The 25,931-nt window shown below is 70.8% G+C and carries 22 protein-coding genes and 1 pseudogene; 17 read left to right on the forward strand and 6 right to left on the reverse strand.

Going from position 1 to position 25,931, the window contains the following annotated elements; all coding sequences use genetic code 11:
• Window positions 1–17: 17 nt before the first annotated feature.
• The gene (locus tag ACZ4WH_RS29040; RefSeq protein WP_468186006.1) at window positions 18–485 is read right to left on the reverse strand and encodes a nuclear transport factor 2 family protein; all 468 of its coding nucleotides are present in this window, start codon (window positions 483–485) and stop codon (window positions 18–20) included.
• Between the two features lie 144 nt (window positions 486–629).
• Window positions 630–1,157, reverse strand: a complete 528-nt coding sequence (gene msrA / locus ACZ4WH_RS29045; protein WP_468186008.1) for a peptide-methionine (S)-S-oxide reductase MsrA — start codon at window positions 1,155–1,157, stop codon at window positions 630–632.
• Between the two features lie 628 nt (window positions 1,158–1,785).
• Between msrA and ACZ4WH_RS29050 the strand changes: the two genes are divergently transcribed.
• Both ACZ4WH_RS29050 and ACZ4WH_RS29055 read left to right on the forward strand, forming a co-directional pair.
• Entirely contained in the window at window positions 1,786–2,835 is a 1,050-nt protein-coding gene (locus ACZ4WH_RS29050) for a PAS domain-containing sensor histidine kinase (RefSeq protein ID WP_468186010.1), read from the forward strand.
• Complete coding sequence (locus tag ACZ4WH_RS29055; protein ID WP_468186013.1) at window positions 2,832–3,260, forward strand: response regulator; 429 nt, start codon at window positions 2,832–2,834, stop codon at window positions 3,258–3,260. Before ACZ4WH_RS29050 ends, ACZ4WH_RS29055 begins: the two co-directional genes overlap by 4 nt.
• Before the next feature lie 23 nt (window positions 3,261–3,283).
• Here the strand turns inward: ACZ4WH_RS29055 and ACZ4WH_RS29060 are convergent, their stop codons facing one another.
• Window positions 3,284–3,943, reverse strand: a complete 660-nt coding sequence (locus ACZ4WH_RS29060; protein WP_468186016.1) for a response regulator transcription factor — start codon at window positions 3,941–3,943, stop codon at window positions 3,284–3,286.
• Between the two features lie 73 nt (window positions 3,944–4,016).
• Window positions 4,017–6,281 (reverse strand): ATP-binding SpoIIE family protein phosphatase, encoded by a 2,265-nt coding sequence (locus tag ACZ4WH_RS29065; RefSeq protein ID WP_468186018.1) that lies wholly within the window; start codon window positions 6,279–6,281, stop codon window positions 4,017–4,019.
• 296 nt (window positions 6,282–6,577) lie between these two features.
• On the opposite strand from ACZ4WH_RS29065, the pseudogene ACZ4WH_RS29070 reads away from it, so the two are divergent.
• From ACZ4WH_RS29070 to ACZ4WH_RS29130, 13 genes and pseudogenes are all read left to right on the forward strand, one after another.
• A pseudogene (locus ACZ4WH_RS29070) lies at window positions 6,578–6,829 on the forward strand (alpha/beta fold hydrolase); the annotation flags it as partial.
• A 149-nt stretch (window positions 6,830–6,978) separates the two neighbouring features.
• Complete coding sequence (locus tag ACZ4WH_RS29075) at window positions 6,979–7,794, forward strand: helix-turn-helix domain-containing protein (protein WP_468186021.1); 816 nt, start codon at window positions 6,979–6,981, stop codon at window positions 7,792–7,794.
• A gap of 416 nt (window positions 7,795–8,210) precedes the next feature.
• Window positions 8,211–8,948: an SDR family oxidoreductase gene (locus ACZ4WH_RS29080; protein ID WP_468186024.1), complete on the forward strand. Its 738-nt coding sequence runs from the start codon at window positions 8,211–8,213 to the stop codon at window positions 8,946–8,948.
• A gap of 145 nt (window positions 8,949–9,093) precedes the next feature.
• Complete coding sequence (locus tag ACZ4WH_RS29085) at window positions 9,094–9,993, forward strand: SDR family oxidoreductase (protein ID WP_468186026.1); 900 nt, start codon at window positions 9,094–9,096, stop codon at window positions 9,991–9,993.
• A gap of 204 nt (window positions 9,994–10,197) precedes the next feature.
• A complete protein-coding gene (locus ACZ4WH_RS29090) occupies window positions 10,198–12,963 on the forward strand; it encodes a helix-turn-helix transcriptional regulator (RefSeq protein ID WP_468186029.1) in 2,766 nt (921 codons plus the stop codon).
• A gap of 315 nt (window positions 12,964–13,278) precedes the next feature.
• Window positions 13,279–14,277, forward strand: coding sequence for a sensor histidine kinase (locus ACZ4WH_RS29095; protein ID WP_468186032.1), 999 nt, complete (start codon window positions 13,279–13,281; stop codon window positions 14,275–14,277).
• A gap of 180 nt (window positions 14,278–14,457) precedes the next feature.
• Window positions 14,458–14,922: an SsgA family sporulation/cell division regulator gene (locus tag ACZ4WH_RS29100; RefSeq protein ID WP_468186035.1), complete on the forward strand. Its 465-nt coding sequence runs from the start codon at window positions 14,458–14,460 to the stop codon at window positions 14,920–14,922.
• Window positions 14,923–15,023: 101 nt separating this feature from the next.
• Window positions 15,024–15,857, forward strand: a complete 834-nt coding sequence (locus ACZ4WH_RS29105) for an alpha/beta fold hydrolase (RefSeq protein ID WP_468186038.1) — start codon at window positions 15,024–15,026, stop codon at window positions 15,855–15,857.
• Window positions 15,854–16,555: a YoaK family protein gene (locus ACZ4WH_RS29110; protein WP_468186041.1), complete on the forward strand. Its 702-nt coding sequence runs from the start codon at window positions 15,854–15,856 to the stop codon at window positions 16,553–16,555. Before ACZ4WH_RS29105 ends, ACZ4WH_RS29110 begins: the two co-directional genes overlap by 4 nt.
• Before the next feature lie 70 nt (window positions 16,556–16,625).
• Window positions 16,626–18,974 carry an FdhF/YdeP family oxidoreductase gene (locus tag ACZ4WH_RS29115; RefSeq protein ID WP_468186043.1) on the forward strand — a complete coding sequence of 783 codons (2,349 nt, stop codon included), beginning with the start codon at window positions 16,626–16,628 and terminating at the stop codon, window positions 18,972–18,974.
• Between the two features lie 2 nt (window positions 18,975–18,976).
• Complete coding sequence (locus ACZ4WH_RS29120) at window positions 18,977–20,401, forward strand: cytochrome ubiquinol oxidase subunit I (protein ID WP_468186046.1); 1,425 nt, start codon at window positions 18,977–18,979, stop codon at window positions 20,399–20,401.
• Between the two features lies 1 nt (window position 20,402).
• On the forward strand, window positions 20,403–21,416 hold the full coding sequence (locus ACZ4WH_RS29125; protein ID WP_468186048.1) for a cytochrome d ubiquinol oxidase subunit II: 1,014 nt from the start codon (window positions 20,403–20,405) through the stop codon (window positions 21,414–21,416).
• Window positions 21,413–21,772 (forward strand): Na+/H+ antiporter NhaA, encoded by a 360-nt coding sequence (locus ACZ4WH_RS29130; protein WP_468186051.1) that lies wholly within the window; start codon window positions 21,413–21,415, stop codon window positions 21,770–21,772. The genes ACZ4WH_RS29125 and ACZ4WH_RS29130 overlap by 4 nt, the downstream gene beginning before the upstream one ends.
• 24 nt (window positions 21,773–21,796) lie before the next feature.
• On the opposite strand, the gene ACZ4WH_RS29135 is transcribed toward ACZ4WH_RS29130, so the two are convergent.
• On the reverse strand, window positions 21,797–22,681 hold the full coding sequence (locus ACZ4WH_RS29135) for a helix-turn-helix transcriptional regulator (protein WP_468186054.1): 885 nt from the start codon (window positions 22,679–22,681) through the stop codon (window positions 21,797–21,799).
• Window positions 22,682–22,848: 167 nt separating this feature from the next.
• On the reverse strand, window positions 22,849–23,751 hold the full coding sequence (locus ACZ4WH_RS29140) for a TIGR03619 family F420-dependent LLM class oxidoreductase (protein WP_468186057.1): 903 nt from the start codon (window positions 23,749–23,751) through the stop codon (window positions 22,849–22,851).
• 210 nt (window positions 23,752–23,961) lie between these two features.
• On the opposite strand from ACZ4WH_RS29140, the gene ACZ4WH_RS29145 reads away from it, so the two are divergent.
• Window positions 23,962–25,026 (forward strand): Dyp-type peroxidase, encoded by a 1,065-nt coding sequence (locus tag ACZ4WH_RS29145; RefSeq protein ID WP_468186060.1) that lies wholly within the window; start codon window positions 23,962–23,964, stop codon window positions 25,024–25,026.
• Window positions 25,007–25,825 (forward strand): family 1 encapsulin nanocompartment shell protein, encoded by an 819-nt coding sequence (locus ACZ4WH_RS29150; protein WP_468186063.1) that lies wholly within the window; start codon window positions 25,007–25,009, stop codon window positions 25,823–25,825. Before ACZ4WH_RS29145 ends, ACZ4WH_RS29150 begins: the two co-directional genes overlap by 20 nt.
• The last annotated feature ends 106 nt before the right edge of the window (window positions 25,826–25,931 follow it).

A 25,931-nucleotide genomic window follows, 5' to 3' on the forward strand; every position in this document is an offset into this window, starting at 1 on the left:
GGCCTGCCTCCGGCGCCCTAGTGCAGGGGGAAGTCGTGCTCGGGCCCGTGCTCGGCGGCCGACCGGGGGCCGAAGAAGCGCCGACCGGACTCGTTGATCTCCACGTCGTTGATGCTGGCCTCGTGCCTGCGCATCAGTCCGTGGTCGTCGAACTCCCACAGCTCGTTGCCGTAGCTGCGGAACCACTGACCCGCCCGGTCGTGCCACTCGTACTGGAAGCGCACGGCTATGCGATGGTCGTCGTACGCCCAGAGACTCTTGCGCGGCACGTAGTCGAGTTCCCGTTCCCACTTGGCGGTGAGGAACTCGGTGATCGCCGTCCGCCCTCTGATGAACTCGTCACGATTGCGCCAGACCGAGTCCGTCGTGTAGGCGAGAGCGACCTTGTGCGGATTTCGGGTGTTCCACGCGTCCTCGGCGGCCTGCACCTTGGCCCATGCGCTTTCCCTGTCGAACGGCGGGAACGGGGGGCGGGACTCCGTCATGTCTGATCTCTCCTTCGAGGGGCGGGAAGACGTGAGGGATACGAGGGGGTGTCACCGGGCACCCTTCCCATCCCTCACGAGTGCCCGGTGACCAGCCGCGGAGCCCCACCCACGTGATGCCGGGGCCCGCGGCCGACAGGGGGGTCAGGCCGCTCCTGGCCGCTGTTCGTGCTGCTGCGCGGAGGGAAGCCGCCATTCCGGGCGTACCCAGTGGCAGGTGTACCCGCCGGGATGCTTGCGCAGGTAGTCCTGGTGCTCCTCTTCGGCGGACCAGAAGGGGCCCGCCGGCTCCACCTCCGTCACCACCTTGCCCGGCCAGCGGCCGGAGGCGTCGATGTCGGCGATGGTCCGCAGCGCGGTGCGCCGCTGCTCGTCGTTCGTGTAGAAGATCGCCGAGCGGTAACTGCGTCCGATGTCGTTGCCCTGCCGGTTGCGCGTGGTCGGGTCGTGGAACTGGAAGAAGAACTCCAGAAGCTCGCGGTACGGCAGGCGCTGCGGATTGAAAATGATCTCCACCGCCTCCGCGTGGTCGCCGTGGTCGCGGTAGGTCGCGTGCGGAGTGTCGCCACCGGTGTATCCGACCCGCGTACGGAGGACGCCGGGAAGTTCCCGCAGAAGTTCCTGGGCGCCCCAGAAGCATCCGCCCGCCAGGAGCGCGCGTTCAGTTGCCATGGTTCAACACACCTTCGATCCCTTGCGCTTCTCTGGTCACGTCCGGCCACCGGGCCTGGGAACGCTCCGGTGGCCGGACGCCTTCGCGCGGCTGACGCGACGGACTCCAGATTCCCTCGTGGGCCCTGGTGCCGCGATGGAGCAGACCCCATGGGCGTCGGCTACCGCGCCTGGGGACATCCCCATGACCCCCTGGCGGATGCAGTCCAACAGACATCATCCAGCATTTGCAAAACACATGACTTAACTACCGAAGATATGGGTGGACCCATCACGTACACTCAGCAAGTGGCTATCAGTCGTATGCTTCTCACAACGGCGGAACGACCCGGTCCCCCCCGTCCGGGCCGTTCCGTCGTTTCGCTGAGTTGCCGTGGCGCCACGTGGGGGGGTGTCCCGGCCTCGGCGATCGTGAGTCGGCGGACGGCATTCCGCGTGGTGCGCGCCCTCATGCCGTCCGTCGGCTCGTCATGTCTGTCAGCCCATTCGCCGTAACGCAGGCAGGGCATCGTTGCCGTCACCGCCCAGGAGCCGGCGCCTGGATAGCATGACGCCACCTGGTCTCGTAGCCGTCGTCGATGTGCGTGTCTCACAATTTCCGCGGCGGTTGAGCAAGAGGAGTTCCAGAGTGCAATCGATCCGCATGGTCCTGCCCGCCATCCTGGACAGCGTCTCGCAGGTCGTCTGGGTCGTCGACCACCGGGGGAACATCCTCTACACCAACCCGGCCGGTGTGGCGGCGCTCGGCTACGACGACGCCGACGAGCTGGTGGGCCTGTCCAGCCACGAGACCCTGCACCCCTACCGTCCGGACGGCACGCCCTTCCCCGCCTCCGAGTGCCAGATGCTCCGCCCTGCGAGCACGGGGGTGCCGGCACACGGCAACGACGAGTGGTTCCAGCGGCGGGACGGTTCCTTCTTCCCCGCCTCCTGGTGGGCCGCCCCCATCGATCTGCCGGACGGGCGCGGGGTGGTCTACTCCTTCTTCGACGCCACGGAGAACCGCGAACTGGAGCGGGCCCGGCGGGAACGGGACGCGGCCCGCATCCGGGCGGACGAGTCGCGTGCAGCGCAGCGGCGGATCATGCAGAGCATCGAGTCGGTACGCCGGCAGACGGCCCGCGACCTGCACGACGGCGCGCAGCAACGGCTGGTCAGCCTGCTGATCGGGCTGCGTCTGACCCGCGATCTGGTGCCGGACTCCGCCACCGGGGCCGTCGGCCTCCTCGACCAGGCGATCGCCGACGCGCAGACCGCGATCGACGAGCTGCGCGAGCTGGCCTACGGCGTCTATCCCTCGGTTCTCCAGGCCAAGGGCCTGATGGCGGCCGTGGAGTCACTGGCCGAGCGCTGCGCGGTGCCGACGACCGTGGAGGGGGAGTATCCGCGCCGCCTGCCCGCCGAGGTGGAGTCGAACGCGTACTTCGTCATCGCCGAGGCACTGACCAATGCCGTGAAACATGCGGAGGCCACACATATCCGTATTTCCATCGAGCTGAAGGATGCGCTGCGCATCGAAGTGGCCGACGACGGGATCGGCGGGATCCCGAAGAACGCCGTCAGCAGCGGCCTGACCGGTCTCGGCGACCGTGTCGACACCTTCGACGGCGTCCTCGTCATCGACTCGCCGCCGGGCCGGGGCACCTCGGTGCGCGCGGAGATTCCCGTACCGGAATGAGCAGCAAATCGTGGGGCTGCCCCTATGGCCTGTCGGTCGCGATCCCGGGCATCCTGAGAAACATGTCCGTCAACATCGTGGTCGTCGATGACGACCCTGGGTTCCGTCGCATCGCGAAGACGCTGCTGACGGCGCGCGGTATGCACGTCGTCGCCGAGTCGGAGGACGGCGCTTCGGCCCTGGCGGCGGTACGTGAACACCGGCCCGATGGTCTTCTGCTGGACCTGCATCTGCCGGATCACGACGGGGTGGCCGTCGCCCGTATGCTCCGGGCGGAGGATCAGCCGCCACGGATCGTGCTGACCTCCACCGAGCAGTCGTTCTGGTCCGCGGACGAACTGCGGCAGGCGGGGATCGAGTCCTTCATCGCCAAGGACCGGCTGTTCGACGCCGACCTCAAGGGGATCTTCGGCGCGACCGCCTGAGCCCGCCGCCCCCCGGATCGCACCTACTGCTTCAGGTACCGCAGGACGGCCAGCACCCGGCGGTGCTGGTTGGAACCGGCCTGGCTGAGGCCGAGCTTCATGAAGATGCCCGTCACATGGCGCTCCACCGCCGGCACGGTCACCACGAGCTTGCGCGCGATGCCGGTGTTGGAGTGGCCCTCGGCCATCAGTGCCAGGACCTCCTTCTCCTTCGGCGTCAGCGCCGCCAGCGGATCCTGCTTGCGTTTGCGTCCGACAAGGGTGGAGATGACATCGGGGTCGAGAGCGGACCCGCCGGCGACCACCCGCTCCACGGCGTCGGTCAGGACCTGCGGGCTGGCGACCTTCTCCTTGAGGAGATAGCCCACGCCGCTCGGGTCGTCGCCGACCAGGTCCAGGGCGTAGGAGGCGTCCAGGAACTGGGAGAGGACGATGACGGCGGTCTCCGGCTGCGCGGCGCGGATCTCCTGTGCCGCCTGAAGGCCGTCGGCGTTCAGATTGGGCGGCATCTGAATGTCGGTGATCACGACGTCGGGCCGCTGTTCCTTGGTGACGCGGACCAGGTCCACCGCGTTGTCCACCGCCGCGACCACGGTGATGCCGGCGCTGCGCAGGATGGTCGCGATACCCTCGCGGACGATCGCCTGGTCTTCTCCGAGTACCGCTCGCAGTGGTTCACTCATGACGGCATCCTAATCCGTGGCTCTTGAATTGGGTCCATGGTGTGGTGGGCGCCAATCATGTCAGGCATGGCAGTTATATGACATCGGGGGCAGTCATGTCCTGCTCCACCCAGATGGTCTTGCCGTCGCCCGAGTACCGGGTGCCCCAGCGCCGGGCCAGTGCGGCGGCGATCAGCAGGCCCCGGCCGTTCTCGTCCTGGGCCCTGGCGTGCCGGAGGTGCGGCGCCGTGGCGGAATGGTCGGAGACCTCCACGGTGAGGCCGCCGTCCTTGATCAGTCGTACGCCCGGCTCCCCGGAGGCGTGCCGGAGCACATTGGTGACCAGTTCGCTCACGATGGTCTCGGTCGCGAAGGACTGAGCGGCCAGCCCCCACCCGGCCAGCCGCTCACGGACCCACCGCCGGCAGGCGGCCACGCCGGCCGGGTCCCGCGCCCCCGTCCAGGCGGCGACGCAGTCCTCGGCGAGCCGGTGCGTGGCCGCGGTGAGCACCGCCGCGCCCCGCTCGCGCGATCCGCCCATCATCCGGTACACGACGGTGTCGCAGGTGCCCTGCGCGTCGCCCGGCGCGGCGGCCACCGCGCGCCGGAGCCGGACGGCGGGCTCGTCGCAGGGAGGCTCCCGCAGGAGCGAGGCGGAGTAGAGGGTCAGCACGCTGCCGGGGGCGAGCCGGGTCCGGGCGGCCTCGTAACCGACCCCGCTGCCCAGTGCCGGGCCCGGGGGTACCGGCAGCTCGCGCACCGTGCCGTCCGGCGCGGTCACCAGCGGGTCGGGCCAGCCCGCGGAGGCCACGGCGAGGTCGCCGGTGACGGGGTCGTAGACGCCGTACTGGCAGCGGGCCCGCTCGTTCTCGGTCCGGGCGTGCGCGTCCGGGGCGACGCCGGCCGTGCCCGCGAGGCCCAGGCGCGGTACGACGTCGTCCAGGTGCGCGAGGATCTCCTCCGGCGGCAGTTCCAGGCCCGCGAGCGTGGTCACCGCCGTCCGCAGCAGGCCCATGTCCACCGAGGCGTCCAGGCCCTGCTCCGGCACCTCCCCGATGACCAGGGCGACCCGGGCGCTGGACAGCGGCAGGACGTCGAACCACGCGGTCCGCCGGGGTTCCGGCAGCCAGAAGTGTGCCGTGGTCATCGCCGTCACCTCCGGCAGGGACCGTGGCAGCAGCCGTCGTTGCAGGGTCACCGCCGTGGTGTGCTCGCGCGTGAATCTGCGCGCGTTCTCGATGTGCGCCGACGCCTTGGCCGTGACCTGCTCGACCAGCGCGAGATCCTGCGCGTCGAAGGGGACGGGGTGCCGTGGGCCCCGGTAGAAGCACGCCAGGCCCAGCACGCGGTCCTGGTGCAGCAGCGGGGCGACGATCATGGAGTGGATGCGGGCCGCGCGCAGCGCACCCGCGCGGGCCGCGTCGTGCATGAGCCAGTCGGAGAGCGCTCCGGAGGGATCGACCAGCCGGGGAGCCAGGTCGGCGAGCACCTGGGTGTAGGGGGTGGGGAAGAGGAAGTGGCTGGGCTCGCCGACGGCGTACACGCCCTCCAGGCCGCCGGGGGCCTCGAAGGCCGTACGGCGCAGGGGAGTCGAGGCGTCCAGCGGGGCGCCGGGTGGCTCCGCCCCATGGAGTATGCCGTCGACCAGGTCGACCGACACGGCGTCGGCGAAGTCCCGGGTGAGGGTGGAGGCCAGCTCCTGGCTGGTGCGGGCCTCGCTGAGCGTCGTACCGATCCGGCGGTGGGCCGCCGACAGCAGTCGTTCCGTGGCGCGCGAGCGGGCCTCGCCGGTCACGTCGTGGATGAACGTGGCGGCCCCGACGACCGTGCCGCCGTCGCGCAGGCTCAGGGCGGTGACCCGGTAGACGCGGTGTCCGGCGCCCTTGGTCGGCACGCTGACGAAGCGTTCGGCCACCTGGTCCGGTCCCTGGACGACCTCCCGCAGCAGACGGCTCGTCGGCAGACTGGCGTCCAGGTCGGCCGCGCCGCGGTGCAGCACCTGGGCGGCGGTACGACCGCGGATGCGCAGGGCCGCCGCGTTGCTGCGCAGCACCCTCAACTCCGAGTCGTACAGCTCCATTCCGGCCGCGGCGTGCTCGAAGGCCGAGCGGGTGTACGCGGCCTGGACGCGCGCGAACGCGGCGGTGGGCGCGGTTCCCGCGACGGCGACGTGGGTGTACAACCTGTCCCGCCACACGTCGAGTTGGAGCACGGAGGACGCGTCGCAGCCCGCCCGGTCGAGCAGTTCGCCGAGGAAAAGGTGGGCGGGCTCGTGCCCGAGTCCGTCCGGCCGCCCTCTGTTCTCCGGCCGGACCGATCTGCCCTCCGCGTCGAAGGCGAAGGACTGCTCGCTTGTCATGTCGGGAGACCTCCTGGGCCGGGCGGCCGGTGGCGTCGTATTCTTCCTGTCGCCCGGAATGTCCGGGTTGATATGACTCCACGGTGACCACAGCTGGGCCGCAGGGGCAACCGATTGCCCGAAGAATGAGACAGGGGTGCCCGCACTTCCGGTGCGTCTTCGGTGAAAGCCTGCGAAATTCACTTGTTCATGCGATGCGCGGGCCGGGAAACCGGCTGAATCATGCGAGGCAGAATTCCTGCGAGTAAGGGTGCCCGTGATGGGTTTTGTGACGGTGGGTCGGGAGAACGGTACCGCTGGAGCACCTGGACCTGCGGGACGTCGTCCTCGTGGGGTTCTCCATGGGGACGGGTGAGGTGACCCGGTATCTGGGCCGGTACGGGTCGGAGCGGGTGTCGAAGGCGGCGCTGCTGGGCGCGATTCCGCCGTTTCTGCTGAAGACCGACGACAATCCCGAGGGTGTGGACGCGTCGGTGTTCGAGGGGATCAAGGCGGCGGTGCTGAAGGACCGTCCGGCGTATTTCAAGGACTTTCTCGACAATTTCCACACGGCCAAGCGGCTGCCCGGGCTGATCGAGGACCTGACGTTCGTGACGGTCGAGGGCGGCCCGCACAACATCGCCTGGACCGACGGGCGATATCACCCCGCCCGCCTTTTCCCCGACGGGTCATGCTTCGTCCGAGTAGCCTGGTGCGCATGGACAGCGTCAACCAGCTCGGCCGCTTCCTGCGCGCCCGCAGGGCGGCGGTCTCGCCCCGGGAGGCGGGGCTGCCGGACGACGCCCCACGCCGGACTCCCGGCCTCAAGCAGGAGGAGGTCGCCCGGCTCGCCGGCCTCAGCGAGGGTTACTACGCCCGCCTGGAACAGGCCCGGGAGAAGTACCCCTCCGACCAGGTGCTCCAGGCCCTCGCCCACGCTCTCCGGCTGAACCCCGACGCCGCGCGGTACATGCGCGGCCTGGTCCGGGACCAGGACCGGCCGGCGCCACCGGACGCCGAGGTCTCCCCGCACGTCATGCGCCTGATCGACGCGTGGCACGCCACCCCGGCCCTGGTCCTCGGGTCCTGCCTCGACGTCCTGGCCGGCAACGCCCTGGGGCGTGCCCTGTACGCGCCGGTCCTTCCCTACGGCAACCTCGTGCGGTTCACCTTCCTCGACCAGGCCGCCGCGCGCACCTTCTACCGGGACTGGCAGCTGATCGCCGAGGCCGGCGTCGCCTGGCTGCGGGCGACGGCGGGTGTCCCGGCGGGCCGTCTGCGCCTGGCCGAGCTGGTGGAGGAGCTGTCCGCGGACCCCGAGTTCCAGCGGTTGTGGAGCCGTTTCGACGTGCGGGACAAGGCGAGCGACGTCAAGCGCCTGCACCACCCGCTCGTCGGTGATCTCACCCTGAGCTACCAGATCTTCGACGTCGACGGTGCCCCCGGGCAGCACCTGTTCGTCTATCAGGCCGATCCGGGCTCGCCGAGCGAGCGGGCGCTGCTGCGGCTCCCGGAGTCGGCCGCCACGGACTGAACCGGCGCCCGACCGGCACCCCACCGCCCACGGCCCGCGTCGCGCGACAGTGGTGACTCCTTGTGCTTTCCTGAAAGTCATGCGTCACGCATTCCGCTGATGCCCTTCCGCTCGTGCCGTCCCGCTGTCGGGTGAACCCCACGGCGGCGCATGGCGAGCCATATTCCCGTTGCCCGGCCTGCCCGATGGTGGCCGGAAAGTGCTGACGGAAGACTTGTCGGTGTTCCGGGGGCGGCTCCGGTCGCTCGGAATCCCATCCCCTCCGCTCGGCGTTGTCATCGATGCTCACAGGAATGTGTTGTCGATGCTCTCAGGTCGTGTTATCGTCGATCACGTCAAGGCGTCAACGGCGATGACGGTGTGCGCGACTCCCCACGTGCCGAGCACCTGTCACATCACTCGAAGGACTGGTCATCATGACGGACACCAACACCCGCGTCGCGCTGGTCACCGGCGGCACCGGCGGCATCGGCCTCGCCGTGACCAACCGTCTCGCCCAGGACGGCTACGCCGTCGCCGTCCACTACGTGGGCAACAAGGCCAAGGCGGACGAGGCGGTGGCGGCCATCAAGGCCCAGGGCGGCAAGGCCATCGCCGTCAGCGGTGACGTGGCCGACGAGGAGGCCATGGCCGCGGCCTTCGACGCCACCGAGGCGGAGTTCGGCGGCGTCGACGTCGTCGTCAACACGGCCGGCATCATGCTGCTGTCGCCCATCGCCACGCTCAACCTGGACGACCTGGACCGCATGCACCGCACCAACATCCGCGGCACCTTCGTCGTCTCCCAGCAGGCGGCCCGGCGGCTGCGCCGGGGCGGTGCCCTCATCAACGTCTCCTCGTCCCTCACCCGGCTCCAGTTCCCCACCTACGGCGCCTACGCCGCGAGCAAGGGCGCGGTCGAGGCGATGACCCTGGTGCTCGCCCGTGAGATGCGCGGCAAGGACATCACCGTCAACGCGGTCTCCCCGGGCCCCACCGCCACCCCGCTGTTCCTGGAGGGCAAGGACCAGGCGGCGCTCGACAATCTCGCGAAGGCGGCTCCGCTGGAGCGGATCGGCACCCCCGACGACATCGCCGAGGCCATCGTCTTCCTGGCCGGTCCGGCGCGCTGGATCAACGGCCAGACCATCTACGCCAACGGCGGCATCATCTGACCACCGGCGCCCCGCCCGCCCGACGCGGTCCGCGGCCGAGCCCGCCGGACGGCGTCAGGACCGCGCCGGCCCGACCGCACGCGTCGCACTTCTCCCACCCTCACTCCCTTAGCCACCGACCCGCTTACGCGGCAAGGAGATTCCCATGAGCAACATCGTCGTCATCACCGGTGCCTCCAGCGGCTTCGGCGCGCTCACCGCCCGCGCCCTCGCCGACGCCGGCAACACCGTCTACGCCGGTATGCGCGAGACCGCGGGCCGCAACGCGCCGCAGGTGCAGGCCGCCGCCGACTACGCCAAGGAGCACGGTGTCGACCTGCGCTCCATCGAACTGGACGTCAATTCCGACGACTCGGTCGACACGGCGGTCAAGCAGGTGATCGGGGAGCACGGCCGTATCGACGTCCTGATCCACAACGCCGGCCACATGGTCACCGGGCCCGCCGAGGCCTTCACGCCGGAGCAGTTCGCGCAGCTCTACGACATCAACGTGCTGTCCACGCAGCGGGTCAACCGTGCCGTGCTGCCGCACCTGCGCAAGGCCGGCCGGGGCCTGGTCGTCTGGGTCTCCAGCTCCAGCGTCAAGGGCGGCACCCCGCCCTACCTCGCCCCCTACTTCGCCGCGAAGGCCGCGATGGACTCCCTCGCCGTCAGCTACGCCGGCGAGCTGGCCCGCTGGGGCGTCGAGACCTCCATCGTGGTGCCCGGCTCCTTCACCAGCGGCACCAACCACTTCGCCCACTCCGGCCACCCGGCCGACGGTGCCGTGGAGGCGGAGTACGAGACCAAGTACCCGGGCCTGCTCCAGCAGGTCTCCCAGAAGCTCGCGGCGCTCGCCCCCGAGGGAGCCGAGGCGTCGCTGGTCTCCGACGAGATCGCCCGCATCGTGGCCCTGCCCGAGGGCGAGCGTCCCTACCGCGTCCACATCGACCCGGCGAACGACGGCTCCGAGGAGGTCTCGGAGGTCGCCGACCGCATCCGCCGCCAGTTCCTCACCCGCATCGACCTGGCCGACCTGCTGACCGTGCACCCGGCCGGCGCCTGACATAGCGCACCGAAGGGCGAGGGGGCCGACGATGGGTCCGCCCCTCGCTCTTTTGCCGTCCACCCCGGCGAGGTCCACTGAAGTGAGTAAGTTACTGGGATCAACTGGACTTAGTCTTACCTAAGACATAGCCTCTGGCGTGACAAACACAGCCAACTAACTACAGGCCAGGCATATGCAGCATGCTGCTGCCAGAGGTACTCCATGACGGATCAGAATGCGTCGGGTACGCGGCTGTTCGGCCGTGACGCGGAGCTGCGAGCGCTCGATGCCTTCTCCTCCCGCGCCCGCCGGGAGGGCGCCGTCCTGCTGCTGAGCGGGGAAGCGGGCGTCGGCAAGAGCGTCCTGCTGGACGCGGCGGTGGCCGGCGCGGAGGCCGCCGGGGCCCGGGTCATCCGTGCCACGGGCGTGCAGTTCGAAGCCGATGTCAGCTACGCGGTCCTCAACCAGCTCCTGCTGCCCCTCACCGCGGGCTTCGCCCACCTCGGCGAGGACGAGCGCAACGCCCTCATGGTGGCGCTGGGTCTGTTGTCGGGCCGGGTGCCCGACCGCACGGTGATCGCCGGGGCCTGCCTGGACGTGCTGCGGCACGAGGCCGAGCAGCGGCCGCTGCTGCTCGTCGTCGACGACCTGCCCTGGATCGACCGGCCGACCACGATCGTGCTCGAACACCTCGCGCACCGTCTCGAGGGCAGCCGGATCGGACTGCTCGCGGCCTCCCGGACCGGCGAGGACAGTTACTTCGACCCCAGCGGCCTGCCCGCGTTGCACGTGGAGCCGGTCGACGCCGAAGCCGCCGACGAACTGCTGCGCACCGCCTTCCCCGAGATGGCCTTGCGGGTGCGGCGGCGGATTCTCACCGAGGCCAGGGGCAATCCCCTCGCGCTGCTGGAACTCGCCGAGGCACTCGGCCCGACCCAGCTGTCGGCCCGCGAAGCGCTTCCCGAGGTACTGCCGCTCACCGAGGGCATCGAAGCGCTCTTCGCCTCACGCATCAAACAGCTGCCCGGGCTCACCCGGGACGCGCTGCTGATGGCGGCGCTGGAGGGCAGCGGGGACCTGGGGCTGCTACGGCGCACCGCGACCGCGGTCAGCGGGACCACCGCGCTCGGCCCGGCGGAGACCGCGAAGCTGATCGAGATCGACGAGACGGCGGGCCGTCTCCTGTTCCGGCACCCGCTGGTGCGCTCCGCGGTGGTGGAGTCCTCGACGAACGTGGACCGGCGGCGGGCGCACCGCAGGCTCGCCGACTTCTTCGGACGTGACACGGAGCGCCGGGCCTGGCACCTGGCCGAGTCGTCCGTGGAACCCGACGAGGCGGTCGCAGCCCTCCTCGAGGAGGCGGCCCGCCGCAAACTGCACCGCGGGGACGCGACTGGCGCGATCGCCGCCCTCACCCGCGCCGCCCACCTCAGCCCCGAGGGCGTCGACCGCGGCCGGCGCCTCGCCGAGGCCGCCTATCTGGGCGCCGACGTCACCGGTGAGCTGGGCAGCGCGTCCCGCCTGCTCGACCAGGCCCGCGCCTTCGATCCCGGCCTCGGCGGTTCCCTGCACGCCGCCGCGGCCGCCGCCTTCGTCCTGGTCAACGGGGACGGCATCGTCGACACCGCGCACCGCTTGGTCGTCTCCGCCATCGAGAACGGCGACCACGGGTACGACGCCACCAACACCGACCTGACCGACGCGCTGTACACCCTCCTGCTCATCTGCTGGTGGGCCGGCCGCGAGGAGTTCTGGACACCGTTGTTCGACGCGATCGACCGGCTGGTCCCGGAACCGCCGGAGATCATCCTGCTGATGAGCAAGGCGTTCCCGGACACGGCCCGGGCCACGGCCGAGACCCGGCGGCGGCTGGCCGCGCTCATCGACCGCCAGAGCACCGAGTCCGATCCCGCCAGTCTCGTCCGGGTCAACACCTCGGCCGTCTACATGGACCTGCTGGGCGGCTGCCGGGCCAGCGCCTGGCGGCTGATCGAGAGCGGCCGGGCGGGCGGCACCGTCCGTAGCAGCCTGGCCTGCCTGATGCATCTGTGCCTGGACGACTTCGCCACCGGCCGCTGGGAGGAGGGCCAGCGCCTCGCCGACGAGGGTCTGGCGCTGTCCAAGGCGCACGGCTACGACTTCATCAGCTACTACTTCCTCTTTCACGAGGCACTGCTCGCCGCGGTGCGCGGCGAGGACGCCGTGATGCACCAGTGGGCCGACGAACTGACCCGCGTGACCACCCAGCGCCGGGCGTACGGCGCGGCCCGCTTCGCCCACCACGCCAGAACCCTGGGCGCGATCGGCCGCGGGGACTTCGAGGCCGCGTTCCACCACGCCTGCGACCTCAGTCCGGCGGGCACACTCGCCCCGTACACCCCGCACGCCCTGTGGGTGGCACTGGACCTCGTCGAGGCCGCCCTGCGCACCAACCGGCGCGAGCAGGCCGAGGCCCACGCACGTGCCATGTGCGAGGCCACCCTGTGGGACGTGTCGCCTCGCCTGGGCATGCTCACCCTGGCCGCCCGTGCCCTCGTGGCGTCCGACGCCGAGGCACCGGCGCTGTTCGAGGAGGCCATCGGCGGCCCCGGCGCCCGGGACTGGCCGTTCGACTACGCGCGCGTGCGTCTGCTGTACGGGGAACGCCTGCGACGGGCCCGGGCGCCCATCGAGGCGCGCCTGCACCTGAACGCGGCCCTGGAGATCTTCGAGGAGCTGGGCGCGGCTCCCTGGACCGCGCGGACCGCGGCCGAACTGCGGGCCGCCGGCCAGGCACGGCCGAACCCCGCCGTCCCGGCCGCCGCGGCAGCGGGGCTGACCGCGCAGGAGACCGAGATCGCCCTGCTGGCGGCGGAGGGCCTGACCAACAAGCAGATCGGCGAGCGGCTGTTCCTCTCGCCGCGCACCGTCGGCTCCCATCTCTACCGCATCTTCCCCAAGCTCGGCATCACGTCCCGGGCGGCCTTGCGTGACGCCCTGTCCGGCTGAGCGAGGCGGTATATGCCGTATGCACCTTTTTCGGTGCAGGCCGGCGAGTCTCTCGAGCGCCCTTGAAACGGCCGAAAAAACACGCCCTGACCTGGCCGGATTCTTTCTAACGTCAAATGACGGATGCCTTCGGGTGCCGCCGATTGCGACAGTCGTGTCATCAGCGGCGAAGAAGCCGGGCGCGATGAATCAGCCGGGCGGCGGGCGTGACCGACAGTGGGGACGGGTGGCGGGACCGCGGTCGCGGGCAGTGCCTGATGTTTCGGCGCCGTGATCGAGGCACGTTCTCGAATCCCTATGGGAAGGGGCAGTGCGATGACGTCAGTCGCCGATGACCTGGGAAGCATCCTTGACGTCATTCAGCAGCCGGCCTGGGCGGTGGACAGCGATCACCGGGTGTCCTACGCCAATCCACCGGCTGCCGAGTTCATGGGCTACGAGCGTCCCTCCGATCTGCTGGGCACCGACGGCAGACCGGCCGAACACGCTTACGGGCGGTCGCACAGCCGCGCCGTCCCCGATCCGGCCCCCTGCCACCGCGGCACGCTCACCCACGCGGACGGTTCACTCCTCCCGGTCGAGTGGTCCCTCGTCCCCCTGACCCGGCCGGGCGGCGCCGCCGCCGTGTACATCTTCCGCACGGGGACCGGCAGACCCGCTGTCCGCCGGGAACCCAAGGAGGAGGGACCACCGCGGACACTCGCCGCGCGGCACGACGCCGACCGGCACCACCGTGTCGCTGGCTCGCTTCAGCACGGCGCCCAGGAACGTCTGGCCTCGGCACTGCTCGGTCTGAACCTGGCCAGGGAGCACCTGGGCGGCGAGCGCGTGCCGTCGTCGGCGGCCGAGCTGCTCGACGGCGCCATCCAGGACGCCGAGCAGGCGCTGAGCCACGTCAGGGACGTCACGGCCGAGCTGTATCCGGGCGTGCTCAGGCTCCGCGGGCTTCCGGCCGCGCTCACCGTACTGGCGGGGCAGTGGCCGGTACCCGTCGGCGTCTCCGGCAATCTTCGGGAGCGGCTGCCGCACGCGGTGGAGATGCACGCGTACTTCCTGGTCAGGGAGGCGCTCAGCAGGGCGGTGCACGGCGCCCGGGCCAGCAGGGTCCAGGTGGTGGCCGAGCTGGACCTGGACCTGGTGGTCACGGTGGCGGACGACGGTGCCGCGCCCGGCGAGGCATGGGACTCGTCACCCTTGGCGGCCATGGCCGACCGGGTCGCCGTACTGGACGGGTCCCTCAGTGTGCGGCACGCGTCCGGGGAGGGCACCACCGTGTGCGCCGTCATTCCTGTCCAGCCGCACACCGGCTACTGAGCCGGCTTTTCACCGCACCTTTCCCACGGGAATCGACTTTCCAAGAGGAATCTGATGACCGACGTACGTGGCCGTCCGGAGCAGCAATTCCTCACCATGACGTCAAATGACGGATGCCTGCCCTCTGCGCCGAACGACAGGCTGGTCCCATGGTCGTCAGCAGAGCGAACGGAGCAGACCATGGATCAGCATCGTGAGCACGCGGCACGCGCGGCCGACCGGAGCCCCGTCGCCGGCCCCTCCGACACGGTACGCCACGACATCTGGGTGTGGCTGGCCCCCGCCGGCACGCTCCGGATACCCGTCCGGGCGCACTTCGACTACGACCGGTACGACCCGTGCGCGGTACGCGTCTCCTTCTGCCTCCCGCACCAGCGCCAGGTGACCTGGAACTTCGCCCGGGACCTGCTCGCCGACGGCCTGTACTTCCCCGTGGGGGCGGGCGACATCCACATCGCGCCGGACGGCGGTCCGGCCGGGAAGAACACGCGTATCACCCTGACGCCGCCGTCCGGCGCCGCGCTCATCGAGGTGCGCCGGGCGCCGGTGCGCGACTTCCTGCGGGCCACGGAACGGCTCGTCCCCCGGGGACAGGAAGAGATCGACATCGACGCGTTCCTCAAGGAATGCGTCGAGGAAGGCTGAACCGCCGGCCGTGTCCCGAGCGTTCTCGCACGTTCATGTGATGCGGCACGGCCGAACGGCTGCAAGGCTCAGCAGGAGAGATTCGACGAAAGGTGTGTGTCATGGGTTTTGTGACGGTGGGTCGGGAGAACTCCGAGGCGATCGAGCTGTATTACGAGGATCACGGCAGTGGCCGTCCGGTGGTGCTGATCCACGGGTATCCGCTGAACGGGCATTCGTGGGAGAAGCAGGAGCGGGTGCTGCTGGAGGCGGGGTACCGCGTGATCACGTACGACCGGCGGGGGTTCGGCCGGTCGAGTCAGCCGACGGTGGGCTACGACTACGACACCTTCGCGGCGGACCTGAAGGTGCTGCTGGAGCACCTGGACCTGCGGGACGTCGTCCTCGTCGGGTTCTCGATGGGGACGGGTGAGGTGACCCGGTATCTGGGCCGGTACGGGTCGGAGCGGGTGGCGAAGGCGGCGCTGCTGGGCGCGATTCCGCCGTTCCTGCTGAAGACCGACGACAATCCCGAGGGCGTCGACGCGTCGGTGTTCGAGGGGATCAAGGCGGCGGTGCTGAAGGACCGTCCGGCGTATTTCAAGGACTTCCTCGACAATTTCTACAACGTCGACATGTACGCCGGGACGCGGATCAGCGATCAGGCGTGGCAGAACAGTTTCAACGTGGCGGTGGCGGCGTCGGCGTGGGCGGCCTACGCGTGCGTCGACACGTGGCTGACGGATTTCCGTGAGGACCTGCCGAAGATCGATGTGCCGACGCTGCTGGTGCACGGGGACGCGGACCGCATCCTGCCGTACCAGAACACGGCCAAGCGGCTGCCCGGGCTGATCGACGACCTGACGTTCGTGACGGTCGAGGGCGGCCCGCACAACATCGCCTGGACCCACCCGGAGGAAGTCAACACCGCCCTGCTGGACTTCCTCGCCAAGTGACCACGCCCAGTCCCGCCCAGTCCCCGTGGCCCGGGCGGAGCGGAGCCACCCGGCACCTGCTCACCCTCGCGGCCGGAGCGGCGAACGCCTTCGGGTTCCTCGCCCTGGGCGGCGTCTTCACGAGCGTCGTGACCGCGAACTCCGCACTGCTCGGGCTTCACTTGGGGAATGCCCACCTCGCCGCCGCCCGCCTCGTCGCCGTAGCCCTGCTCGGCTATGTCGTCGGGGCGGCGGCCGGCGGCCTGGTGGCGGCCGGCCGGGGCCGGGTCCGCGGCGCGGGCATCCGGGGCGGACTGCTCCTGGAGGCCCTGCTGCTGTGGCTGGTGGTCTGCGGCTGGCTGGGCTGGCACATGGCACCGCACGGTGCGGCCCGCACCCTGCTGCTGTTCCTCACGGCCGTCGCCATGGGCTGCCAGAACGGCAGCGTCCGGGTCACCGCCGGCGGCGAGATCACCACCGCCTACCTGACGGGCCTGCTCACCTCCACCGTCACGGCGTTCGCCACCCGGGGACGCCTCCAGGCCCGCAGCGTCGGCATCGTGGCCGCGCTGATCGCCGGGGCGGCCGTCGACGGCGCGGCCTACCGCTGGCTGCGCCCCGGCGCCCCGCTCGTACCGGCCCTGCTCGTCACCGCGGCGCTGGCGGCCACCTGGCTCCGCGCACCGTCCCGCCCGGCCGCCGTCCCGCTGCGGCTCTGAGCCTTCCGAGCCCCCCGTCTCGACGTCACCCCCCGAGGCACGGACCCTTTCGACAGAGAGAGCGCACGACATGACCGCATCCGATGTTGACCCGACGCCGAACCCGCAGGACGGCGCGGTCGGCCGCTCGGCCACCGGCGGCGACGGCCCGGCCGGTGACAAGCGGCCGTCCCACCGCTCCTACCACCACCCGGCGGCCGGCTGGGGCGCCGCCAAGAGCGTGAGCCGGGTGCTGATCAAGGAACGGGCGCTGTTCGACGGGCCGCGGGCCATCCTCAAGATGAACCACGAGAACGGCGGCTTCGACTGCCCGGGCTGTGCCTGGCCCGACGACACCAAGGGCCTCAAGCTCGACATCTGCGAGAACGGCATCAAGCACGTCACCTGGGAGATGACGTCCAAGCGGGTCGGCGCCGACTTCTTCGCCCGGCACACCGTCTCCGAGCTGTCCGAGTGGTCCGACTTCGCCCTGGAGGACCAGGGCCGGCTGACCGAGCCCCTCGTCTACGACGAGACCAGCGACCGGTACGTCCCCATCACCTGGCAGGACGCCTTCGCCCTCGTCGGCCGCGAACTGCGCGCCCTGGACAGCCCCGACGAGGCCGCCTTCTACACCTCGGGCCGGCTCAGCAACGAGGCGACCTTCCTCTACCAGCTGATGGCCCGCGAGTTCGGCACCAACAACCTGCCCGACTGCTCCAACATGTGCCACGAGGCCTCCGGCCGGGCCCTGACGGCGGCCCTCGGCACCGGCAAGGGAACCGCCGACCTCAAGGACTGGGAGACCGCCGACGCCCTGTTCATCATGGGTGTCAACGCCGCCTCCAACGCCCCCCGCATGCTCACCGCGCTCGCCGAGGCCTACCGGCGGGGCGCCCAGATCGTCCATGTGAACCCCCTGGTGGAGGCGGCGGCCACCAGCACGATCGTGCCGCACGAGTTCACCGACATGGCCCTGTTCAAGGCCACCCGCACCAGCACCCTCAACCTCCAGGTCCGCGCGGGCGGCGACATGGCCCTGCTGCGGGGCATCGCCAAGGCGGTCCTGGAGGAGAGCCGCAGCGACCCCAAGGCGCTCGACAAGGAGTTCATCGAGCGCCACACGCACGGCTTCGAGGCCTACCGTGAGCTGTGCGAGGCCACCTCCTGGGAGGAACTGGAGGAGCAGTCCGGCCTCACCAGGGACGACATCCTCAAGGCCGCCAAGATTTACTCCCGCTCCGACCGCACGCTGATCAGCTGGTGCCTCGGCCTCACCCAGCACGAGCACGGCGTCGACACCGTCCGCGAGATCGTCAACGTCCTGCTGCTGCGCGGCAACCTCGGCCGGGAGGGCGCGGGCCCCTCGCCGGTGCGCGGGCACAGCAACGTCCAGGGCAACCGCACCTGCGGCATCGACCACCGGCCCCGGCCCGAGTTCCTGGACCGGCTCGCCGACGTCTGCCGCATCGACCCGCCGCGCGAGCACGGCATGGACACGGTCGACACCATCGAGGCCATGAACCGGGGCCGGGTGAAGGTCTTCGTCGGCATGGGCGGCAACTTCGTGCTCGCCGCGCCGGACACCGCGTACACCTCCCAGGGCCTGCGGAACTGCGAACTCACCGTGCACGTCAGCACCAAGCTCAACCGCAGCCACCTCGTGCACGGCAGGAAGGCGCTGATCCTGCCCTGCCTCGGCCGCACCGAGAAGGACCACCAGCGGCGCGGCCTCCAGTCCGTCTCCGTCGAGGACTCGATGAGCATGGTGCACCTGTCGGTCGGCATGAAGAAGCCCGCCTCCCCGCACCTGCTGTCCGAGCCCGCCATCATCGTCGGCATGGCGCGGGCCACCCTCCCGGAGAGCACCACGCCCTGGGAGTCGTACGTCGAGGACTACGACCGCGTCCGTGACACCATGGCGAAGGTCCTGGACGGCTTCGAGGACTTCAACCGCAGGGTGCGGCTCCCGCTGGGCTTCCGCATCAAACAGCCCGCCCGGGAACTGGTCTTCCTCACCCCGTCCGGCCGCGCCGAGTTCTCCGCCGCGCCGCTGCCCGAGGCGCCGCCCCAGGACGACGTGCTCATCCTCCAGACCATGCGCAGCCACGACCAGTGGAACACCACCATCTACTCGGACGACGACCGCTACCGCGGCATCAGCAACCTGCGCACCCTCATCCTCATGAACGGCGACGACATGCGCGCTCGCGGCATCAGGCCCGACAGCCTCGTCGACATCACCGCCACCGCCCGCGACGGCAGCACACGCCACCTCGAGCGGTACACGGCGATCGAGTACAGCATGCCCAGGGGCTGCGCCGCCGGGTACATGCCCGAGATGAACGTCCTGATCGCCGCGAGCGACTACAGCAAGCAGAGCAACCAGCCCCTGATGAAGAACATCAAGGTGCGGGTCGCGCCCAGCGCCGAGGACTGACCATGACGACAGCCGGCGCGCTCGCCCACCTGCCCGCCCTGGCCGCCGCGGACCCCGCGCAACTGCTGCCCGCGCGGGAGCAGATGGCCTTCACCCTCGGGTTCCACATCATCCTCGTGCCGTTCGGCGTCGCCCTGACCACCCTCATGCTCATCGCCCACTACCGAGGGCTGCGCAAGGGCGACGCCGAGGCGCTGCTGCTCGCCCGCCGCTGGTCGAAGGTGGCCGCCGTGCTGTTCGCGGTCGGCGCCATCACCGGGACCGTCCTCTCCTTCGAACTGGGCATCCTGTGGCCCCGCCTGATGGGCGACTACGGCTCCGCCTTCGGCTTCCCCTTCGCGATCGAGGGCCTGTTCTTCTTCCTCGAGGCCATCTTCGTGGCCCTCTACATCTACGGCTGGGACCGGATGCCGCCCTGGGCGCACTTCTGGACCGGCGTGCCCGTCTCCCTGGCCGGCGTCGGCGGAACCGCCTCGGTCGTCGCCGCCAACGCCTGGATGAACCAGCCCGGCGGCATCACCGTCGAACACGGCAAGGTGGTCGCCGTCCGGCCCGCCGAGGTGTTCTTCAACGACGCCTTCTGGCTGGAGTTCTGGCACATGCTCATCGCCGCGTACATCGTCGCCGGCTTCGTCGTGGCCGGCGTCTACGCGGTGGGCATGCTGCGCGGCAGGCGCGACCGCTACCACCGGGTCGGCTTCCTCACCGGATTCGTCACCGCGGCCTGCGCGCTGCCGGTGCAGATCATCGTCGGCGACACCATCGCCCGACAGGTCTTCGACGACGAACCGGCGAAGTTCGCGGCCATCGAACTGCTGCCCAGGACCGGCTCCCACGTCCCCGAGACCCTGGGCGGCGTACTGGTCGACGGGAAGGTGCGCTACGGCATCAAGATCCCCGACATGGCTTCCCTGCTGGCCGGCTTCAAGCCCTCGACCACCATCAAGGGACTGGAGGCCGTCCCGGCCCACGTCCGGCCTACCGACGCGCAGGCGAACATCGTGCACTGGGCGTTCGACATCATGGTCGGCACGTCCTTCCTCATGCTCGCCGTCGCCCTCTGGTTCGCCTGGCTGTGGTGGCGCCGCCGGCACACACTCGCGACCAACCGCTGGTTCCTGCGGGCGGCCTCCCTGTGCGGGATCGTGGCGATCCTCTGCCTGGAGAGCGGCTGGGTGGTCACCGAGGTCGGCCGCCAGCCCTGGATCGTCGTCGGCCATCTGCTGACCCGGGACGCCGTGGCCACCCGGGGCAACCTGTGGCCCTTCTTCGGCGCCGTCCTCCTGCTCTACCTGGCCGTCGGCGCCGCCGCCCTGTGGGTGCTGCGGTCCATGACACGGCGCTGGCGACAGCAGGGCGACGAGGCCGTGTCCGTGCCCTACGGTCCCGAACGCCCCGCCGGGACCGCCACGGGAAAGGCGTCCTGACATGCCGGATCTGGTCGCGGTCTTCCTCTTCATCGGAGTGATCGCCTACTGCGTCCTGGGCGGGGCCGACTTCGGGGCGGGGTTCTGGGATCTCATCGCGGGCGGGGCCCGGCGCGGCCGGGAAGCCCGCCATCTGATCGACGACTCCCTCGCCCCCGTCTGGGAGGCGAACCACACCTGGCTGATCTACTGCCTGGTCATGCTGTGGAGCGGCTTCCCCACGGCGTTCGCCGCGCTCACCTCCACCCTCTACCTCCCGCTGGGAATCGCCGCGCTCGGCATCGTGCTGCGCGGAGCGGGCTTCGCCTTCCGGAAAGCCTCGATCCGCACCCCCGAACAGCGCGTGTACGGCGCCGCCTTCGCGTTCTCCTCCGTGCTGACGCCCTACTGCTTCGGTTCCATCGCCGGCGCCCTGGCGTCCGGGCGCGTGCCCGCCCGGGGCGACGGGGACCCCGTCACCAGCTGGCTGAACCCGACCAGCGCCCTGGGCGGCGTGCTCGCCGTGCTGGCCTGCGCCTACCTGGCGGCCACCTACCTGACGGTGGCCGCCCGGCGGCACGAGGACCCGCACCTGTTCCGGTACTTCCGCGACCGCGCCCTCGCGGCGGGCGCCGTCACCGGCGCCGTCAGCATCGCGGGCGTCTTCGTGCTGCGGGCGGACAGCCCACGGCTGTTCCACCAGCTCAGCCACCGCGCGCTGCCGCTCGCCCTGCTCGCGGCGCTCTGCGGCCTGCTGGGCCTGGCCCTGCTGCGCGCCGAGCGGACCCGTGGCCTGCGCGCGACCGCCGCGGCGGCCGTCGCCCTCATCGTCAGCGGCTGGGGCGTGTCCCAGTACCCCTACCTCCTCGGCACCCACCTGCCGGTCCAGGACGCGGCGGCACCGCACGCCACCCTCGCCGTCCTCGTCGGCGTCGCCTGCGCCGCGGGCCTCCTCATCCTGCCGTCCCTGGTCCTGCTGTTCCGGGTCATGGGCCGCGCCGACATCGCGGACCCCGCCTCGCACGAGACACCGTGAGCGGCGGGACCCGGGCCGAGACCACCTCGCTGCGCGAGTTCCCGCGCACCGAGACGGCCGGCGCGTCGGTCCTGCTGCTCGCCGTCGCCACGGCCCTGGCCTGGGCCAATGCCGACCTGTACGGATACGAGGCGTTCCGGAACACGCCGGTGTCGGTGCGCGTCGGCGGACACGAGCTGCTGCTGACCGCGCGCGGCTGGGTCGACAGCGGCCTGATGACGTTCTTCTTCGTCGTGGGTCTGGAGGCTCGCCGCGCGGACACGTTCTCCGGGGCCGTCGGTGCCGCCCTGGACCGGGCCCGGGTGAAGCGGGCCAGAGCCGAGGCGTCCGGGCGCGGGCCGGCCCGGGACGGGTGAACACGCGTCCCGTACGGCGGTGACTCAGCGCTCGCCGGTGCCCCGCCCGCCTTCCGGCTCCGGGATCTCCTCGCCCGCCGGGTCCGGGCGGGCGGCGGTGGAGATGAGCCGGCGCAACGCGGCCTCGCTCGGTGAATCCGGTTCGGCCTGGTAGGTGCCGAGCTGGTGGCCGGGGGAGCCGTTGACGGTGAACGTCTGGTAGGTCAGCGTCAGCTCACCGGCCCGCGGGTGCAGCAGCCGTTGGGTCTGGTGGGTCTTGGCACGGACGTCGTACTTGGCCCACAGCTGAGTGAACTGCTCACTGTGCGTCGACAGTTGACCGACCAGGGCGTGCAGAGCGCGGTCCTCCGCGTCCAGTGAGGCCGCCGCCCGCAGACCCGCCACACAGGTCCAGGCGATCTCCTCCCAGTCCCGGTAGAACCGCCGGGCCGCCGGGTCCAGGAAGACGAACCGGAGCAGGTTGGTCTCCGCGCCCATGACACAGAGAAGGGTCTTCGCCGGGTCGTTGGCGGCCAGGATGTCGAACCGCGGCCCGAGGATCACCGCCGGAGTCCCCCAGGAGTCGATCAGCCGCACCAGGTGGGCGGCCACGCGGTCGTCGGCCGGGGAGCAACCGCTACCGCGCTTGCGCAGTCCCTGCCGCGCCAGCTTGTGCAGATGCTCGGCCGCCTCCGCATCGAGTCCGAAGACCCGGGTCAGCGCGTTGAGGACCTGATCGGAAGGGTGTCTTTCCCGGCCCTGCTCCAGGCGCGCGTAGTAGCCCTCGCTCACGCCGGCCAGCATGGCCACCTCATGGCGCCGCAGCCCCACGGTGCGGCGGGGGCCCTCGTCCGGCAGCCCCACTTGCTTGGGCGAAGTGGCAGCTCGGCGAGCTCGTATGAACTCACCCAGCGGGTTGACGCTTTGCATTTGACTAAGGTTACTTGCTGGGTTGACACATTAAACGTCACATCATCCTGTGTAGGTGTACGTGCCGCGTATACCCAGACCGTTCAAATGGCGTGTTCCAAGCATGATCCACACCGGGAGAATAGCGAGGAATTCTTCGTGCCCGCCGCGGGGAAATTGCGCGCTTTTTACTCGGCGGGCACCAGCGCGAGCAGCTCGCGCGCGTACGCGACGGACTCCTCCACCGTGTCCGCCTGATACATCGTGTCCACCATGAAGTGCTCAATGCCCGTCGCGTCGTGCACCGAGCGGATCGCCTCCGCCACCGCCCGCACGCCCGTGCCCGCGGAGACGTTGACGCGCAGCACGGTGCCGATGTCACCCGGTTCGCGCCCGGCGGCACGGGCCCACTCGTCGAGCAGCGCGCGCTGGGCGGCCAGGCCGCCGATGTCGACATAGTCCGGCACCACACACAGCGGCAGCCACCCGTCCGCGCGCCGCGCGACCCGGCGCAGCGCCCGTTCGGAGAGTGCCCCCAGATACACCGGGGGACGCGGGAGACGGGCGGGCTTGAGCGGTGCGTGGTGCCGCGGTACCGACAGCAGCGACCCGGAGTACTCGGCGGGGTCCTCGGTCCACACGGCTTCGAGTGCGTCGAGCAGCTCGTCCAGCAGGGCTCCGCGCCGGCTGAAGTCCCGCCCCGCTGCCTCGTACTCCTCCGGCGACCAGCCGATCCCGAAGCCGGGCAGCAAGCGGCCGCCGCTGATCAGGTCGATGGTGGTCAGCGCCCGGGCCAGCTGCACCGGCGGATACAGGGGCGCGATGAGCACATGGGAACCGAGGAGCACCCGTTCGGTCGCGGCGGCGGCCACTCCGAGGAGAACGAAGGGGTCGGCGGCGGGGTTCAGCTCCGGCGGAATGGTGGTGCCCTGCCCGCCATAGCCGACGCGGGGCCGCACCGCGGCCAGATTGCGGTCCCCGACCCAGAGACTGGCGGCCCCGGCGCGCTCCACCTCCCGCGCGAACTCCGCGACCCGAGCGATCTCGAACGCCTGACGGTGGAACTGGGGGAGTGCGAATCCGATACGCATGACTGCCTTCGCGGAGTGAGCTGACGGCTGGGCCCACCCTACAAGAGGAGAACACCTGATCAGTCACCACCGGCACACACCTGAAGTCACTAGTGGCTCACGTTATATGCCCTGGTCGGTTGCATCTGTCGCGACGGCGACCGGTTCGCCCTAGAGTGAGGCTGCTCCACGCACTCGTCTGCCGCCGCTCGGCTGGGAAGGGTATGACTCATGGCCCACGACGTTCCCGAACCAGTACCCCAGATGGTTCTCTCCCCGCTGACCAGCGCGGCGATCTTCCTGGTCGTCACCATCGACAGCGGCGGCGAGACCACGGTCCGTGAGCTGCTGTCCGACGTCGGCTCCCTGGAGCGGGCCGTGGGCTTCCGCGCCCAGCCCGAGGGCAGACTGAGCTGTGTCACCAGCATCGGCTCACACGCCTGGGACCGCCTGTTCGCCGGGCCGCGCCCGGCCCTGCTGCACCCCTTCCGCGAACTGAAGGGCCCGGTGCACCGAGCCGTGGCCACCCCCGGCGACCTGCTCTTCCACATCCGGGCCGCGCGGCTCGACCTGTGCTTCGCGCTCGCCACGGAGATCATGAGCCGGCTGCGCGGAGCGGTGACGGTCCAGGACGAGGTGCAGGGCTTCAAGTACTTCGACGAACGGGATCTGCTCGGCTTCGTGGACGGCACGGAGAACCCGACGGGTGCCGCGGCGCGCACGGCCGTCCTCGTCGGTGACGAGGACCCGCCGTTCGCGGGCGGCAGCTACGTCGTCGTACAGAAGTACCTGCACGACCTCGATGCCTGGGAGGCCCTGCCCGTCGAGGCGCAGGAGCGGGTGATCGGCCGGCGCAAGCTGTCCGACGTGGAACTCGCCGACGACGTCAAACCGGCCGACTCGCACGTTGCCCTCACCACCGTCACCGACCCGGACGGCACCGAGCACGAGATCCTGCGCGACAACATGCCCTTCGGCGCGGCGGGCCGGGGGGAGTTCGGCACCTACTTCATCGGCTACGCCCGCACCCCCGAGGTGACGGAGACGATGCTGGAGCGGATGTTCCTCGGCACGCCGACCGCGTCCCACGACCGGATTCTGGACTTCTCCACCCCGGTCACCGGGTCGCTCTTCTTCACACCCACCGCGGACTTCCTCGAAGACCTGCCCGAGCCGCCGGCAGCAGGGCCCCCCACCGCCGTCACACCGACCGACAGCCACGTCCGGTCCCCGGGGTCCTCCCTCGGGATCGGCAGCATGAAGCGGAGCTCGACCGATGAACAATCTGCACCGTGAACTCGCGCCCATCTCCGGTGCCGCGTGGGCCGATCTCGAGGAGGAGGCCCGCCGCACCTTCAAGCGCCATGTCGCGGCCCGCCGTATCGTCGACGTCCCCGAACCGGGCGGGGCCACGCTCGCCGGAGTGGGCACCGGTCACCTGGACGCCGTCGACGCGCCCGCGGACGGGGTCATCGCCCACACCCGCCGCTTCCAGCCGCTGGTCGAACTGCGCGTGCCGTTCACCGTGGACCGCCGGCAGGTGGACGACGTCGCCCGGGGCGCCAAGGACGCCGACTGGCAGCCCGTGAAGGACGCGGCGCGCCGGCTGGCGTTCGCCGAGGACCGCGCCGTGTTCGAGGGCTACCCGGCGGCCGGGATCGCCGGGCTGCGGGCGAGTTCCTCCAATCCCGCGCTGACGCTCCCCGCCGACGTGCGGGACTACCCGGACGCCATCAGCCAGGCGGTGACGGCCCTGCGGCTGGCCGGCGTGGACGGCGCCTACACCCTGGCGCTGAGCGCCGAGGCGTACACGGCCGTCAGCGAGACCTCCGACCACGGCTACCCGGTCATCAAGCACCTCGCCCGGCTCCTCGACGGCGACATCGTCTGGGCGCCCGCCATCGACGGTGCCTTCCTGCTCTCGACGCGCGGCGGTGACTTCGAACTGCGGCTGGGCCAGGACGTGTCCATCGGCTATCTGTCGCACGACGCGACCAGTGTCACCCTGTACTTCGAGGAAACCCTGACCTTCCTGGCGTACACGAGCGAGGCCGTGGTGGCCCTGTCGCCGTCGCCGGCTCAGTCGGGGACCTGATGCCCGGAGCCTGGGGGGGGGGGGGGGGGGGGGGGGGGGGGGGGGGGGGGGGGGGGGGGGGGGGGGGGGGGGGGGGGGGGGGGGGGGGGGGGGGGGGGGGGGGGGG

The organism is Streptomyces sp. NPDC029138, assembly GCF_055564375.1.